Origin of the sequence: Streptomyces mangrovisoli (assembly GCF_000974985.2) — a bacterium.
Classification (GTDB): Bacteria; Actinomycetota; Actinomycetes; order Streptomycetales; family Streptomycetaceae; genus Streptomyces; species Streptomyces mangrovisoli.
Map to the genome: position 1 here is coordinate 56,479 of NZ_LAVA02000028.1, position 14,520 is coordinate 70,998.

Below are 14,520 nucleotides of genomic sequence, written 5' to 3' on the forward strand. Positions count from 1 at the left end.
CCGTCAGATCCGGTAGCCGGAACCGGGGACGGTGACGATGACGGGCGGCTCGCCCAGCTTGCGGCGCAAGGTCATCACGGTGACGCGCACGACGTTCGTGAACGGGTCGGTGTTCTCGTCCCACGCCTTCTCGAGCAGCTGCTCGGCGGAGACGACGGCGCCCTCGCTGCGCATCAGGACCTCGAGGACGGCGAACTCCTTCGGAGCGAGCTGCACCTCCTTGCCGTCGCGGAAGACCTCGCGGCGGTTGGGGTCGAGCTTGATGCCCGCGCGCTCCAGGACGGGCGGCAGCGGGACGCTGGTGCGCCGGCCGAGCGCGCGCACGCGCGCGATGAGCTCGCTGAAGGCGAACGGCTTCGGGAGATAGTCGTCGGCACCGATCTCCAGGCCCTCGACACGGTCGCTGACGTCGCCGGACGCGGTGAGCATCAGGACGCGCGTGGGCATCCCGAGCTCGACGATCTTGCGGCAGACGTCGTCGCCGTGCACGAGCGGCAGGTCGCGGTCGAGGACGACCACGTCGTAGTCGTTGACGCCGATGCGCTCCAGGGCGGCCGCACCGTCGTACACGACGTCGACGGCCATGGCCTCGCGGCGCAGCCCGGTGGCCACCGCATCCGCGAGCAGTTGCTCGTCCTCGACGACGAGTACGCGCACGTCGCTTGTCCTTCCTGTGTCCACCCGCGTAGCGCCCTGAGGGCGCACGCGGGCAGGGGCCTTCGTGAGTGTGTGGCATCCATCCTGCCCTTTTCGGCCATAAGTCGGCTGTAAGACGCATGACGGGGCGACAGATCGGGGGCCGGGGGCCCCGGGAATGCCAGATTTTCTCGTGCGGTTGAGGTTTCCGTGGAAGGAAGCGGGGGGAGGACGGCTTTACACCCCGCGATCACGCTCTGCATGTGCCGCAGCACCATGCGGTATACCGCACTCCGCTTCTTGGCAGAGCACGCGTGGGCGTCCGGCACCGTCGCCGCCCGGCCGGGCAGCGCTGGGCACCCGCAAGACGTGATCGCCCTTTTTCCACGGCACACCCCCGTGCCACCGACCCACGACCCAGGACGAGGGGGCGCAGCATGGACGCATTCACCGCAGGACTTCTGCAGCGCATAAAGGCGACCGAGTCCGACATCACGCGCGCTCGCAACGAGGGCGACGACTTCCTCGTCGAGGTGGAACAGGCCGAACTCGACGACCTGCGCCGTCTCGCCGCCGAACACGGTGTGGAAGTCACCGCGACGAGCGTCTGACGCATCCGCACGACGGCGGGGCCCCGGTGAATCCAGCACCGGGGCCCCGCCTCGTTCTCGATCACCCGCGTCAGTCGTGCCAGGCGCCGAAGTCCTCCAGGAGGCGCTGGAGGGGTTCGAAGACGCCCGGGGTACCCGCGACCGTGAGATCGCGTGACGGGCGCTCTCCGGGGCGTCCACCGGTCAGCGCGCCCGCCTCCCGTGCGATGAGGTCGCCCGCCGCGACGTCCCAGGCGTTCAGGCCGCGCTCGTAGTAGCCGTCCAGCCGGCCCGCCGCCAGGTCGCACAGGTCGACGGCGGCCGAGCCGCCGCGCCGGATGTCGCGCAGCAGCGGGATCAGCCGGTGGGCGACCTCGGCCTGGTGGGCGCGGACCTCGGTGACGTAGTTGAAGCCCGTGGAGACGAGCGCCTGCTCCAGGGGCGGCGCGGCCCGCACGGCGAGCGCGCGCTCGCCGTCCCAGGCCCCGGTGGCACGGGCGCCGCCGCCGCGGACCGCGTGGAAGGTCTCCCCGCGCATCGGGACGGCGACCACGCCCACGACGGTCTCGCCGTCCTGCTCGGCCGCGATGGAGACGGACCACGTGGGCAGTCCGTAGAGGTAGTTGACCGTGCCGTCGAGCGGGTCGATCACCCAGCGCACCCCGCTGGTGCCCTCCGTGGCGGAGCCCTCCTCGCCGAGGAATCCGTCGTCGGGGCGGCGGTCGGCGATCAGGCCGGTGATCAGCTTCTCCGCCGCGATGTCCATCTCGGTCACGACGTCGATGGGGCTGGACTTGGTGGCGGCGACCGCGAGATCGGCCGGCCGGCCGTCGCGCAGGAGTGCACCGGCCCGGCGGGCGGCCTCCTGGGCGAGGGCGAGCAGGTCCGCGTGCAGGGTCTCGGTCACGGTGCTCCTCATGCGTAGGGGCTGTCGGCACCCGCGGCGGCGGGGCGGGGGGCGCGGGCCGGGCAGCAGCCCACCGGGCAGACGTCGTGGCTCGCGCCGAGCGCGCCGAGGGCGCAGGGCGTGACCGGCAGACCGCGCTCGGCGGCGGCGCGCTCCAGGACGAGCTCGCGGACCGCGCCGGCGAAGCGGGGGTCGGCGCCGACGGTGGCGGAGCGGCGCACCGGCAGCCCGAGCTCCCCGGCCTTGGCGGTGGCCTCCGTGTCGAGGTCGTAGAGGACCTCCATGTGGTCGGAGACGAAGCCGATCGGGACCATGACGACGGCCGGGACGCCGGCCGCGTGGCGCTCCTCGAGGTGGTCGCAGATGTCCGGCTCGAGCCAGGGGATGTGCGGGGCGCCGGAGCGCGACTGGTAGACGAGCTGCCAGGGGCGGTCGACACCGGTGCGCTCGCGGACGGCGTCGGCGACGAAGCGGGCCACGTCCAGGTGCTGGGCGACGTACGCTCCGCCGTCGCCGTGGTCCTCGGCCGGTCCCGAGGTGTCGGCGGCCGAGGTGGGGATGGAGTGCGTGGTGAAGGCGAGGTGCGCGCCGTCCCGGACGTCCTCGGGGAGGTCGGCGAGGGAGTCGAGCACGCCCTCGACCATCGGCTCCAGGAAGCCGGGGTGGTTGAAGTAGTGCCGCAGCTTGTCCACCTTCGGCACGTCGACGCCCTCGTCCCGGAGCGTGCCCAGCGCGTCGGCGAGGTTCTCGCGGTACTGCCGGCAGCCCGAGTAGGAGGCGTACGCGCTGGTGGCCAGGACCAGGACGTGGCGGCGGCCGTCCGCGGCCATCTCGCGCAGGGTGTCCGTGAGGTACGGCGCCCAGTTGCGGTTGCCCCAGTACACCGGCAGGTCCAGGCCGTGATCGGCGAAGTCCTTGCGCAGGGCGTCCAGCAGGGCGCGGTTCTGGGCGTTGATCGGGCTGACGCCGCCGAACAGGAAGTAGTGCTGCCCGACCTCCTTGAGGCGTTCCTTCGGGATGCCGCGGCCCCGCGTCACGTTCTCCAGGAACGGGACCACGTCGTCCGGGCCCTCCGGGCCGCCGAACGAGAGCAGGAGCAGGGCGTCGTAGGGCGTGGAATCGAGCGCGTCTGGCATGACTCCGATCCTGCCACCCGGCACCGACGGGCCGAAAACGGAGGGGGACGCGCCGGGGCGGGTGTCTCCCCGCGGCCCCGGCGCACCGGGGCGGGTGTCGCTCCGCGGACCCCGGCGCGCCCGGCCGACGCCCCCGTGTCCGTCCCTGCCTGCACCGGAGCGGGGATCGGGGCGGTACCGAGGGGTGCGTTAGGTTGACCTAACTCGTAAGCTGTATCGACCGCATTGGCGCCTTACGGATGCGGTCATGAGCTTTTCCGCCGAGCCGCCTCTCCACGCCGTACCGAGCCGTCGTGCGCGCGTGACCGCATCCCGTCCATCGGAGCCCCCCGTGCCCAGCCCCTACCGCGCCCTGTTCGCCGCCCCCGGCACCAAGGGGTTCGCGGCCGCCGGCTTCGTCGGCCGTATGCCGCTGTCCATGATGGGCATCGGCGTCGTGACGATGATCTCCCAGCTGACCGGCCGCTACGGCCTCGCGGGCGGGCTGTCGGCGACCATCGCGCTGGCCGCTGCGGCGATCGGGCCGCAGATCTCCCGGCTGGTGGACCTGCACGGGCAGCGGCGGGTGCTGCGCCCGGCGACGCTGGTCGCGCTCGCCGCCGCCGCGGGCCTGCTGCTCGCGACCCGCTTCGGCTGGCCGGACTGGGTGCTGTTCGTCTGCGCCGTGGGCATCGGCTCCGTGCCGAGCCTCGGCGCGATGGTCCGGGCGCGCTGGGCCGCGCTGTACCGGGGCACCCCGCAACTGCACACCGCGTACTCGTTCGAGTCCGTGGTGGACGAGGTGTGCTTCATCTTCGGGCCGATCATCTCGATCGGCCTGTCGACGGCCTGGTTCCCGCAGGCGGGACCGCTGCTGGCGGGCTGCTTCCTGGCGGCCGGCGTCTTCTGGCTGACGGCGCAGCGGGCCACCGAGCCGCAGCCGCACCCGCGCGAGCACCACGGCGCCGGCAGCGCGCTCGGCTCGCGCGGGCTCCAGGTCCTCGTGACCACCTTCGTGGCGACCGGGACGATCTTCGGCGCGGTCGACGTGGTCACCGTGGCGTTCGCCGACGAGCGCGGCCACAAGAGCGCGGCGAGCGTCGTCCTGGCGCTGTACGCGGCGGGCTCCTGCGTCGCGGGCGCCGCGTTCGGGCTCATGCGGTTCGCGGGTCCGCCCGCCCGCAGGTGGCTGCTGGGCATATGCGCGATGGCCGTGAGTATGATCCCCCTCCTACTGGTCGGAAACTTGCCGTTCCTGGCCGTGGCGCTGTTCGTTGCGGGCCTGTCCATCGCACCCACGATGATCACGACGATGTCCCTCATCGAAGAGCACGTACCTCGCGCACGACTGACCGAAGGGATGACCTGGATCAGCACAGGGCTCGCGGTGGGGGTCGCCATCGGCTCCTCCGTCGCCGGCTGGGTGATCGACGCGGCGGGCGCACGCGCGGGGTACGGGGTTCCGGCGGTGTCCGGGGCCGTCGCGGTCGCGGTCGGTTTCCTGGGGTACCGCCGGCTCAGCAAGCCGGCTCCGGGTCGGGGAGGCACGGTTGAGCACCACAGTCAGCGCGAAGAGCGGCACGTGGCGTAACTGGGGCGGCAACGTCTCAGCCCGGCCGGTTCGGGAGGTCGAACCGGCGTCCGTCGAGGAGCTGGCCGCCGCCGTGCGGAAGGCCGCGGAGGACGGGCTGAAGGTGAAGCCGGTCGGCACCGGCCACTCCTTCACCTCGATCGCCGCCACCGACGGGGTATTGATCCGGCCTCAACTGTTGACGGGTATCCGGGCGATCGACCGTGACGCCATGACCGTCACCGTCGAGGCGGGCACCCCGCTCAAGAGACTCAATGTCGCGCTGGCGCGCGAGGGGCTGTCGCTCACCAACATGGGCGACATCATGGAGCAGACCGTCTCCGGCGCCACCAGCACCGGCACGCACGGCACCGGGCGGGACTCCGCCTCCATAGCCGCCCAGATCAAGGGTCTGGAGCTGGTCCTGGCGGACGGCTCGGTGATGGCGTGCTCCGAGAAGGAGAACCCCGAGGTCTTCGCGGCGGCCCGGATCGGCCTCGGTGCGCTGGGCATCGTCACCGCGATCACGTTCGCCGTGGAGCCGACCTTCCTGTTGACGGCCCGCGAGGAGCCGATGGCGTTCGACCAGGTCCTCGCCGACTTCGACGGGCTGTGGGCCGAGAACGAGCACTTCGAGTTCTACTGGTTCCCGCACACCGGCAACACCAACACCAAGCGCAACAACCGCAGCGCCGGCCCGGAGCAGCCGGTGGGGAAGCTGTCGGGTTGGTTCGAGGACGAGTTCCTCTCCAACGGCGTCTTCAAGGCGGCCAACCTGCTCGGCCGGGCGGTGCCCGCGGTCATCCCGTCGATCGCGCAGATCTCCAGCAAGGCCCTGTCGGCGCGCACCTACACCGACATCCCGTACAAGGTCTACACCTCGCCGCGCCGGGTGCGGTTCGTGGAGATGGAGTACGCCGTGCCGCGCGAGGCGCTGGTGGACACCCTGCGCGAGCTGAAGGCGATGGTCGACGCCTCCGACCTGAGGATCAGCTTCCCGGTCGAGGTGCGTACGGCGCCGGCCGACGACATCGCGCTGTCCACGGCGTCCGGCCGCGACAGCGCGTACGTCGCCGTCCACATGTTCCGCGGGACGCCGTACCAGGCGTACTTCACGGCCGCCGAGCGGATCTTCACCGCGCACGAGGGCCGGCCGCACTGGGGCAAGGTGCACACCCGGGACGCCGAGTACCTCGCCGGGGTCTATCCGCGCTTCGGCGAGTTCACGGCGCTGCGGGACCGTCTTGACCCTGATCGGCTGTTCCAGAACGACTACTTGCGGAGGGTGCTGGGGCAGTAGCGGTGCCGCTCGCCGCCGGGTCGGGGGAGCCGTCGTCACCGGTCCCCCCGCTCGTGGAACCGGGGTCGGCGGACTGCTGTCCGCCGGAGTCCTGGCCCTGCGCGGAGCCGGCCGGCGCGGGCGTCGAACCCTGGTCGGTCGAACCGTCCTGCGGCACGGAGGCCTCCGGTGAAGGGGTCGCGGCGCCGTCGGAGGAGGTGCCGGAGCCGGAGTCCGTCGAGGGCGCCGGCGAGGGAGTGGTGGAGCCGGACTTCGAGGAGGACGAGCCGTGTCCGGTGAGGGCGTCGCTCACCGTGGTGGCTCCCCCGCCGCTGAAGGTGGTGCCGGACACCATCTCGTACGTCGTGATGCCGGCCATCGTCACTCCGAAGACCAGGGCGGCCGCGACCACGGGACGCTTCCAGCTCTTGACCTTGGCCCGGTAGACGGTGCCCTCGCCGAACTCGCCGGGCCGGGCCGCATGCGGCTCCGGTTCTCTGCCCACGGCGCCCGTCCCGCGGAACTGCTCGCCGGTGCGCCGGAAGAAGTGCTGGAACAGGCTGCCGCCGCACGTGGCGATGACACTGACCACGCCGGCGCCGAGGATCGTGCCGTACACACCGAAGTACGAGGCGAGTTTGGCGGCCACCACCGCGGCCACCGCGCTTCCCGCGACCTGGGGCACGCTCAGGTCGAGCCGCTTCCTCCCGGCCGGCTTCGTCGTCACCTCCTCTCCGGTGCTCGGCTCGTCGACGTCTTCGGGCCTTCCGCGCATTCCCGGACCTTGCCTGACTTTCCTGTACTTGATCGACATGACGCACTTGATCGACTTTCATGGACTCGATTGATCAAGTGCACGTGTATGGGGACGTATGGACGGAACCATTAGTTCCGTTTTCGCCGAATGCGTGAAGTACGCCACGTCCAAGATCGCCGAAACCGCGTGACGGACGGCCAAGTGGCGGTTCTTGCGAGAAGTTGGGCGGCGCGCCAATCCTCGTACGTGGTCCAAATGGAGTACTGTTGCGAGCCCTGGGCCCGGTTTCCCACCATGGCGTTCCGGGCTCTGCTCGGCCGCCGGGAGGGGACTAGTTGCACAGGGTGACAGTCTTGGTCACTTAGCGTTGCGAATAGATAACCGTGCCATAACGGCGATCCAGGGCTAGCGCCCGACACGCCGGGCAACTCGGCAAGGTTGTGGCAGGCTGCACCCGGGCAGGCCACACTCGACTAGCGGAAGCAGCGACGCACGTGACGTCGGCAGGCACCACCCGGGAGGTCCCCATGCCCGAACTGCGTGTCGTGGCCGTCTCGAATGACGGCACACGGCTGGTGCTGAAGGCTGCGGACAGCACGGAGTACACGCTTCCGATTGACGAACGTCTCCGCGCCGCGGTGCGTGGCGACCGTCCCCGCCTCGGCCAGATCGAGATCGAGGTGGAGAGCCATCTCCGCCCCCGTGACATCCAGGCGCGTATACGTGCGGGTGCGACCGCGGAAGAGGTCGCACAGCTCGCCGGCATTCCCGTGGACCGGGTACGGCGCTTCGAGGGTCCGGTGCTCGCCGAGCGCGCCTTCATGGCGGAGCGGGCCCGCAAGACTCCGGTCCGCCGGCCCGGCGAGAACGCGGGACCGCAGCTGGGCGAGGCCGTCCAGGAGCGACTGGTGCTGCGCGGCGCCGAGAAGGACACCGTGCAGTGGGACTCCTGGCGCCGCGACGACGGCACGTGGGAGGTCCTGCTCGTCTACCGCGTCGCGGGCGAACCGCACTCCGCGTCCTGGACCTACGACCCGCCGCGGCGGCTCGTCCAGGCCGTCGACGACGAGGCCCGCTCCCTGATCGGCGAGTCCGACGACCTCGCCGCCCCGGAGCCGAGCTTCCCGTTCGTGCCGCGCATCGCCCGGCTGCCCCGCGACCGCGGACTCGACCGCGCGCTGGAACGGCCCGAGCGCCCGATGCTGCCCGCCCAGTCGTCCGAGCCTCCCGAGGAGACCACGGGCGAACGGGACTCGCTGACCAGCCTGTTGGAGGCGGTGCCCAGCTTCCGGGGCGACATGGTCGTACCGGAACGGCCGTCCGAGCAGGTCGAGGAACCCGACCAGGAACCGCAGACGGAGGAACCGCCGGCGCCCGCGGCCTCGGCCGGGTCCGCGTACGCGGACGTGCTCATGCCCCGAGCGGTCACCAGCCACCGGGACCGGCTGATCGGCGCCACCGACCGGCAGGCCGAGGCGGACGGCGTCCGTCCGGGTCGCCGCGCGGCGGTGCCCAGTTGGGACGAGATCGTGTTCGGCACGCGACGCAAGAAGCAGGAGTAGCCGGGCCGGCGGAAGCGGCTGAATCAGCGTCAGTGGCTGGACCAGTAGCAGTGGCTGGACCAGTAGCAGTGGCTGGACCAGCGGAAATCAGCGGCGCAGCAGGAGGAGCGGGCCTCGAACCCGCGCCCCTTCCGGCGACAGCGCGAAGCCCAGGCGTTCCCGAACGCCTGGGCTTTCGGCTGCCGTTCGGCGGATGCCGGGGTTTCCGCTTCATCGACGGGGCGTCGGGGCGCACACCGGCGCGCCCGCGCGCATCCCGCTCGCGCGCGCTTCCACCGCGCTCCGCGGGTGGGACGCCCGCTGCTCCCGTTCCTCCCGCTACTTCGGCTCCGGGCCCACCGCGATCGGGCGGTCCGGGTCCGAGGACCACTCCGACCACGAACCGACGTACAGCGCCGCCGGGATGCCCGCGACCGCGAGGGCCAGCACCTCGTGCGCCGCGGAGACGCCGGAGCCGCAGTAGACGCCGACCTCCGTGCCCTCGGCCGCGCCCAGGGACGTGAAGCGCGCCCTGAGTTCGTCCGCCGCGAGGAAGCGCCCGTCGGGACCGACGTTCTCGTTCGTGGGCGCGGACACGGCGCCGGGGATGTGGCCGCCGACCCGGTCGATGGGTTCGGCCTCGCCCCGGTACCGCTCCCCCGCGCGCGCGTCGAACAGCACGCCGGAGCGGGCGAGTGCCGCGGCGCCGTCCGCGTCGAGGAGGCCGCCGGCCGACGGCTCCGGCACGAAGTCGCCCTCGGCGGAAGCGGGTGTTCCGGTCTCCAACACCCCCTCCCAGGACGGCAACCCGCCGTCGAGGACCCGCACGTCCGGGTGACCCGTCCAGCCCAGCAGCCACCAGGCGCGCGCCGCCGCCCAGCCCTGCCCGCCGTCGTACACGACCACGGGCCGCCCCGCGGACACGCCCGCGCGCCGCATCGCCGCGCCGAATTCGGCCATGTCCGGCAGCGGATGACGGCCCCGCCCGCCCGGCGCCGAGGCGAGTTCGCGGTCCAGATCGACGTAGGTGGCGCCCGGAATGTGCCCTTCGGCGTAGGCGGCACGGCCGTCGAAGGCCGGTGCGCCCGCCGCCGCGGCCATGCTCAACTGCCAGCGGACGTCCAGCACGGTGGGCGGGTTCGGGCCGGTCGAGTCGGCCGCTAGCTGGGATGCGGTGATGATGGCTTTCATGGCCACCATCCATACGTCAGGGGTGGCCGTGCCGTCCAGGTCCGACTACTCTGCTCGGCCGGGCAGCCTCGATCACCGGGCGTACGGGATCGAGCACATGCTGTACAGCCGACGGACACTCCGCGGCAATCGCACGGAAACGGGCGCGGAACGACGGACCGGGCATTCTCCGCGCAGCGGCCGGGTCGGCGGCGCGTCCGGAACGCGCGGTGCCGTGGGCGGTGCGAGCATCGGCGCCAGGGCGCCGACGCGGCACGTGGGTTGCGCGGAACGGAAGCGACACGGCCACCGCGAGGGGCCGGGGAGAGAGTGACGATGACCGACGCATGGGGCTCGGCCGGCCCGACCGGCGACACGCACGCTCGGCGCGCGACCGGCACGCCCTGCTGGGTGAGCCTGATGGCACACGCGTTGGCCGCGACCCAGGACTTCTACGGAGCGCTGTTCGGCTGGGAGTTCCGGCCGGGACCCCGGCAACTCGGCCCGTATGTGCGGGCGGTGCTCGACGGCGCCGAAGTCGCGGGCATCGGGCAGCTGCCCCCGGACCGCCATCTGCCGGTCGCCTGGACGCCGTACTTCGCATCGGAGGACGTGGACCTGACCGCGGAGACGGCCCGGCTCTGCGGCGGCACCATCGGCGTGGGGCCGCTGGACGCGGCCGAGGCGGGACGGCTCGCGATCGGCTCCGACCCGTCGGGGGCGGTGTTCGGCATCTGGCAGGCGCCGCGGCACCTCGGCACGGCGGTCACGGGCGTACCCGGCACGCCCGCGTGGAACGAGCTGCTGACCTTCGAGACGATCAGCGTCGCCAAGTTCTACGAGACCGTGTTCGGTTACGAGGCGGAACCCGCGGAGTCCGCCGGGTCGGGACCCACGCGGTCCGCCGGATTCGACCACGTCACCCTGCGCATGGACGGGCGTCCGGTGGCGGGCATCCACGGCGTGGGGCACGAGCTGCCACGGGACCGGGGATCGCACTGGAAGACGTACTTCCGGGTCGAGGACGCGGACAAGGCCCTCGCGCTCGTCACCCGGCTCGGCGGGCAGGTCCTCGAACCGGCTCACGACGGTCCGCACGGCCGGGTGGCGTCGGTGGCCGACCCCGAGGGCGCGCTGTTCTCGGTGATCCAGGACCCGCACTGAGCCTGCGGACCGGGACGCACGGCTCACGGTCCGGGACGGCTGCCGTGCGGTCCGGGACGGCCCCCGCACACTCCGGGACGGACTCCGCGCGATCCGGGACGACCCTCGCATGTTCCACGACGGACTCCGGGCGATCCGGGACGGCCCCCCATGAGATCCGGGACGGCCCCCGCGGAGAGCGTCTCAGGCCGGCGGGACCGGCAGGACGTCCGGGGAGAGCGCCGCCGCCCGCGCCGACGCGGCCGTCATCCGGCGGCGGTGGTGCCGGCGGCACAGCACCTCGTAACCGACCTCGTCCGCGGACTGGTTGACGTCGCCGACGACCACCTGGGCACCCTCGACGACCATCTCACCGCCCACCGTGCGCGCGTTGTGCGTGGCGCGGGCGCCGCACCAGCACAGGGCCTCCACCTGGAGCACCTCGACGCGGTCGGCCAGCTCCACCAGCCGCTGCGAGCCGGGGAACAGCTTGGAGCGGAAGTCGGTGGTGATGCCGAAGGCGTAGACGTCCACGTCCAGGTCGTCGACCACGCGCGCGAGCTGGTCGATCTGCTCCGGCGCGAGGAACTGCGCCTCGTCCGCGATGACGTAGTCCGCGCGGCGGCCCTGGGAGAGGTGGTCGACGAGGTAGGCGTACAGGTCTTGCCCGTCCTCGACCTCCACGGCGTCCGTGACCAGACCGAGCCGGGAGGACAGCTTGCCCTCCCCCGCGCGGTCGTCGCGAGTGAAGATCATCCCGACGAGGCCGCGCGTCGAGCGGTTGTGCTCGATCTGGAGAGCCAGCGTCGACTTCCCGCAGTCCATCGTTCCGGAGAAGAACACCAGCTCGGGCATGGGGAGTTGAGAACCTTTCGGCACAAGGGGAGGTGGGCGGCGGTCAGGAGCGTACTTCGAGGAGCGGGACGAACTGCTCGGCCGGGGTCAGCGAGCCGTGGTTGCCGACCATCGCCGACTCCTTGGGCTCCCGCTGGGAGGCGATGATCAGGACGTCGTCCCGGGCGGCCGCGACGACGTCGCCGATCCGGTCGTACACCCGCTCGTCGACCCGCGGTCCGAACCAGCCGGCCTCGATCGCCTCGTCCCGCGAGGCCACCCAGAACTGCTCGCCGAGGACCTCGCGCCAGCAGGTCAGGACGTCGTTCGCGGCACCGGGCACGGCGTAGACATGGCGGGCGCGGCCCTCGCCGCCCAGCAGGGCGACCCCGGCGCGCAGCTCCCAGTCCTCGTCGAAGTCGATGCGGTGCTGCTCGTCGAAGGGCACGTCGACCATGCCGTGGTCCGCGGTGACGTACAGCGCGCTGCGCGGGGGCAGCTGCTCGGCGAGCCGCTGGACCAGCCGGTCGACGCACATGAGCTGGCCGCGCCAGGTGTCGGAGGCGACCCCGTAGCGGTGGCCCGCGCCGTCGAGCTCGGCGTAGTAGGTGTACACCAGGGCGCGGTCGGCGGCGGCGAGCTGCTCGGCCGCGAGATCCATGCGCTCCTCGCCGGTCAGCCGGCCGTGGAACGTTCCGCCGCTGAGCGCGACCTTGGTGAGCGGGGTGTTCTGGAAGGTCGGCGACGACACCTGGGCCGCGTGCACCCCGGCGGCGTGCGCCAGCTGGAAGACCGTGGGATACGGCTGCCAGGGCCCCGGCGAGGTCCACGGGTGCCAGCGCAGCTGGTTCATCAGCTCGCCGGTCTGCGGGTTGCGCACCGTGTAGCCGGGCAGGCCGTGCGCGCCGGGCGGCAGGCCGGTGCCGACGGAGGCCAGCGAGGTCGCGGTGGTCGCCGGGTAGCAGGCGGTGAGCGGGCGGCCGGTGCCGCCGCGGGAGCTCGCGAGCAGCGAGGTCAGGTACGGCGCCTCGTCGGGGTGCTGCCGCAGCTGCTCCCAGCCGAGGCCGTCGATCAGGAAGACGCAGTTGCGGTCCGCGGGGGCGAGTTCCTCGATGGCCGGGGCCAGTCCGGGGACGCCCATGCCCGCGGCGAGGGTGGGCAGCAGGTCGGCGAGGGATCCGCTGCCGTACTCGGGCACGGGTGCGGAGGCGACGGCGAGCGGCTCGGGGTGGTCCCAGTAGGCCGGGCCGGGCACGGGCTCTCCCCTGTCGTGCGCGGCGGGCGGTGACGGCTGCGACATCAGCGGCTGAGGTCCGCGGTCGCCTCGGAGAGCGACTGCGCGAAGGCGAGGGCCTGGCGCACGGTCTCGGGACCGTCACCCGCCTCGCTCACCCGCAGGCTCAGATCGTCGGCGGTGGAGCTGCCGGTGTAGCCGTGGTCGGCGTCGCAGTTGGGGTCGCCGCAGGCGGCCGGCTCCAGGTCGATGCGGGAGACGGCACCCCAGCCGATGGTCAGCACGACCTCGCGGGGCAGGGTGCCGGGCGTGTACTGCTCGGGGTTGGCGACCACGCGGCTCAGCACGACCGACGAGATCCGGTCGAGCTTCACGGACTCCGTGGACGTGGTGGCGTACGGCGTCGGGGACGTGTCGTCGGCGGCCTGCTCGTCGGTGTGGCTGACGATGAAGCGGGTGCCGGTGAGGACGAGGACCGTGACGTGCCGGCGGACCTCGTTCTGGTCGAACGTCGTCTCCTGATGGACCAGGTACGACCGGATGGCGTCGCCGCCGACGGCGGCCTCCACCGCCTCGGCCACGAGGGCCGGGTAGTAGCCGCTGCGCTCGATCGCCGCGCGCAGCCCCTGGGTCGTCGTACTGGTCTTGGCCATGTCGTCCATCCTACGGGGGCCCACTGACTGCGAGGGACGGCCGCGGCCCTCGCACCGGGGCTCCACGGCCGTTCGACCTGGCGTCCAGGACGGTTCGACCGGGCGCCCCGGCGGACTGCGCCGCCCGGTCCGGGCTGCCCTGCGCAGGGCGGCCAGCCGCGTCCGGCGCCCCGGCGGAGGGCGGGGCCCGGTCGGAGCGCGCCGGCGGACGGCTCGGCGCCTCGGTCAGTAGACGGGCAGTGTCCGCGGCCCGAGGTCGTCGCGGGCGGGCGGCGGCGCGAGGCGTACGGACGCGCCGAGGACGCTCAGCCCGTGCGGGGCCACGACGACGGGCTCCAGGGTGATCGCGACGACCTCGGGGTGGTCGTCCACCAGGCGCGAGACGCGCAGCAGCAGCTCCTCCAGCGCGCCCGTGTCGACCGGGGCGCTCCCGCGCCAGCCGAACAGCAGCGGGGCGGTGCGGATGGACCGGATCAGCGAGCCCGCCTCCCGGTCGGTGACCGGGACCAGCCGGTGCGCCATGTCGCCGAGCAGCTGCGAGGCGGCCCCGGCCAGCCCGAACGACAGTACGGCGCCGGCCGCGGGGTCGATCACGGCGCGTACGACGGTGTCGACCCCGCGCGGCGCCATCCGCTGCACGACCGGGCGCAGCTCCTCCGGCACTCCGAACAGCTCGGTCAACTCGGTGTACGCCCGGCGTAGTTGCTCCTCGTTCGCGAGGTCGAGCCGTACGCCGCCCAGGTCGGCGCGGTGACGCAGATGGGGGGCGGTGGCCTTGAGGGCCACGGGGTAGCCCAGGTCGCGGGCGGCCGCGGCGGCCTCGTCGGGGGTGGGCGCGGGCAGGGCCCGGTGCACGTGGATGCCGTAGCCGCCGAGCAGGCCCACGGTCTCCTCCGGGCCGAGGGTGAGGCCCTGGCCGCGGGCGAGCAGCGCGCCGATCCGGTCGGCGGTGCCCTTCTCGTCGATGTCGTCGTACTCGGGCACCTTGCCGGGGTCGGCCGCCTCCCGCCGCCACTGGGCGTACTTCACCGCTTCCCCGAGCGCCCGCACGGCCCGCTCGGCGGCGGGGTAGGCGGGGATGAGACGGGGGG

At 72.8% G+C, this 14,520-nt stretch carries 14 protein-coding genes; 5 read left to right on the forward strand and 9 right to left on the reverse strand.

What is annotated here, in order from left to right:
* Positions 1-3: 3 nt before the first annotated feature.
* A complete protein-coding gene (locus WN71_RS13815) occupies positions 4-657 on the reverse strand; it encodes a response regulator transcription factor (RefSeq protein WP_003993508.1) in 654 nt (217 codons plus the stop codon).
* A 416-nt stretch (positions 658-1,073) separates the two neighbouring features.
* Between WN71_RS13815 and WN71_RS41900 the strand changes: the two genes are divergently transcribed.
* A complete protein-coding gene (locus WN71_RS41900; protein WP_167382926.1) occupies positions 1,074-1,247 on the forward strand; it encodes a hypothetical protein in 174 nt (57 codons plus the stop codon).
* Between the two features lie 70 nt (positions 1,248-1,317).
* On the opposite strand, the gene WN71_RS13820 is transcribed toward WN71_RS41900, so the two are convergent.
* Positions 1,318-2,133 carry an inositol monophosphatase family protein gene (locus WN71_RS13820; protein ID WP_046589313.1) on the reverse strand — a complete coding sequence of 272 codons (816 nt, stop codon included), beginning with the start codon at positions 2,131-2,133 and terminating at the stop codon, positions 1,318-1,320.
* An 8-nt stretch (positions 2,134-2,141) separates the two neighbouring features.
* Entirely contained in the window at positions 2,142-3,269 is a 1,128-nt protein-coding gene (locus WN71_RS13825; RefSeq protein WP_046589314.1) for a ferrochelatase, read from the reverse strand.
* A gap of 331 nt (positions 3,270-3,600) precedes the next feature.
* Here WN71_RS13825 and WN71_RS13830 point away from each other — a divergent pair, with 331 nt between their 5' ends.
* Together WN71_RS13830 and WN71_RS13835 are read left to right on the forward strand one after the other, a co-directional pair.
* Positions 3,601-4,839, forward strand: coding sequence for an MFS transporter (locus WN71_RS13830; protein WP_046589317.1), 1,239 nt, complete (start codon positions 3,601-3,603; stop codon positions 4,837-4,839).
* Positions 4,799-6,118 (forward strand): D-arabinono-1,4-lactone oxidase, encoded by a 1,320-nt coding sequence (locus WN71_RS13835; protein WP_046589319.1) that lies wholly within the window; start codon positions 4,799-4,801, stop codon positions 6,116-6,118. Before WN71_RS13830 ends, WN71_RS13835 begins: the two co-directional genes overlap by 41 nt.
* Here the strand turns inward: WN71_RS13835 and WN71_RS39770 are convergent.
* A complete protein-coding gene (locus WN71_RS39770) occupies positions 6,042-6,872 on the reverse strand; it encodes a hypothetical protein (RefSeq protein WP_240529648.1) in 831 nt (276 codons plus the stop codon). The genes WN71_RS13835 and WN71_RS39770 overlap by 77 nt on opposite strands.
* A gap of 509 nt (positions 6,873-7,381) precedes the next feature.
* On the opposite strand from WN71_RS39770, the gene sepH reads away from it, so the two are divergent.
* On the forward strand, positions 7,382-8,416 hold the full coding sequence (gene sepH, locus WN71_RS13850; protein WP_046589325.1) for a septation protein SepH: 1,035 nt from the start codon (positions 7,382-7,384) through the stop codon (positions 8,414-8,416).
* 318 nt (positions 8,417-8,734) lie between these two features.
* Here the strand turns inward: sepH and WN71_RS13855 are convergent, their stop codons facing one another.
* Positions 8,735-9,586: a sulfurtransferase gene (locus WN71_RS13855; protein ID WP_046589346.1), complete on the reverse strand. Its 852-nt coding sequence runs from the start codon at positions 9,584-9,586 to the stop codon at positions 8,735-8,737.
* Positions 9,587-9,901: 315 nt separating this feature from the next.
* Between WN71_RS13855 and WN71_RS13860 the strand changes: the two genes are divergently transcribed.
* Positions 9,902-10,729: a VOC family protein gene (locus WN71_RS13860; RefSeq protein WP_046589327.1), complete on the forward strand. Its 828-nt coding sequence runs from the start codon at positions 9,902-9,904 to the stop codon at positions 10,727-10,729.
* Between the two features lie 183 nt (positions 10,730-10,912).
* Here the strand turns inward: WN71_RS13860 and WN71_RS13865 are convergent, their stop codons facing one another.
* From WN71_RS13865 to WN71_RS13880, 4 genes are all read right to left on the reverse strand, one after another.
* Positions 10,913-11,563: a thymidine kinase gene (locus tag WN71_RS13865; protein WP_046589329.1), complete on the reverse strand. Its 651-nt coding sequence runs from the start codon at positions 11,561-11,563 to the stop codon at positions 10,913-10,915.
* Between the two features lie 43 nt (positions 11,564-11,606).
* On the reverse strand, positions 11,607-12,842 hold the full coding sequence (locus tag WN71_RS13870; RefSeq protein ID WP_046589331.1) for an alkaline phosphatase family protein: 1,236 nt from the start codon (positions 12,840-12,842) through the stop codon (positions 11,607-11,609).
* Positions 12,842-13,429, reverse strand: coding sequence for a DUF5998 family protein (locus WN71_RS13875; RefSeq protein ID WP_206300071.1), 588 nt, complete (start codon positions 13,427-13,429; stop codon positions 12,842-12,844). Before WN71_RS13875 ends, WN71_RS13870 begins: the two co-directional genes overlap by 1 nt.
* A gap of 225 nt (positions 13,430-13,654) precedes the next feature.
* Positions 13,655-14,520, reverse strand: an 866-nt coding sequence (locus WN71_RS13880) for an acetate--CoA ligase family protein (RefSeq protein ID WP_206300072.1), incomplete at its 5' end; no start/stop codon positions are given.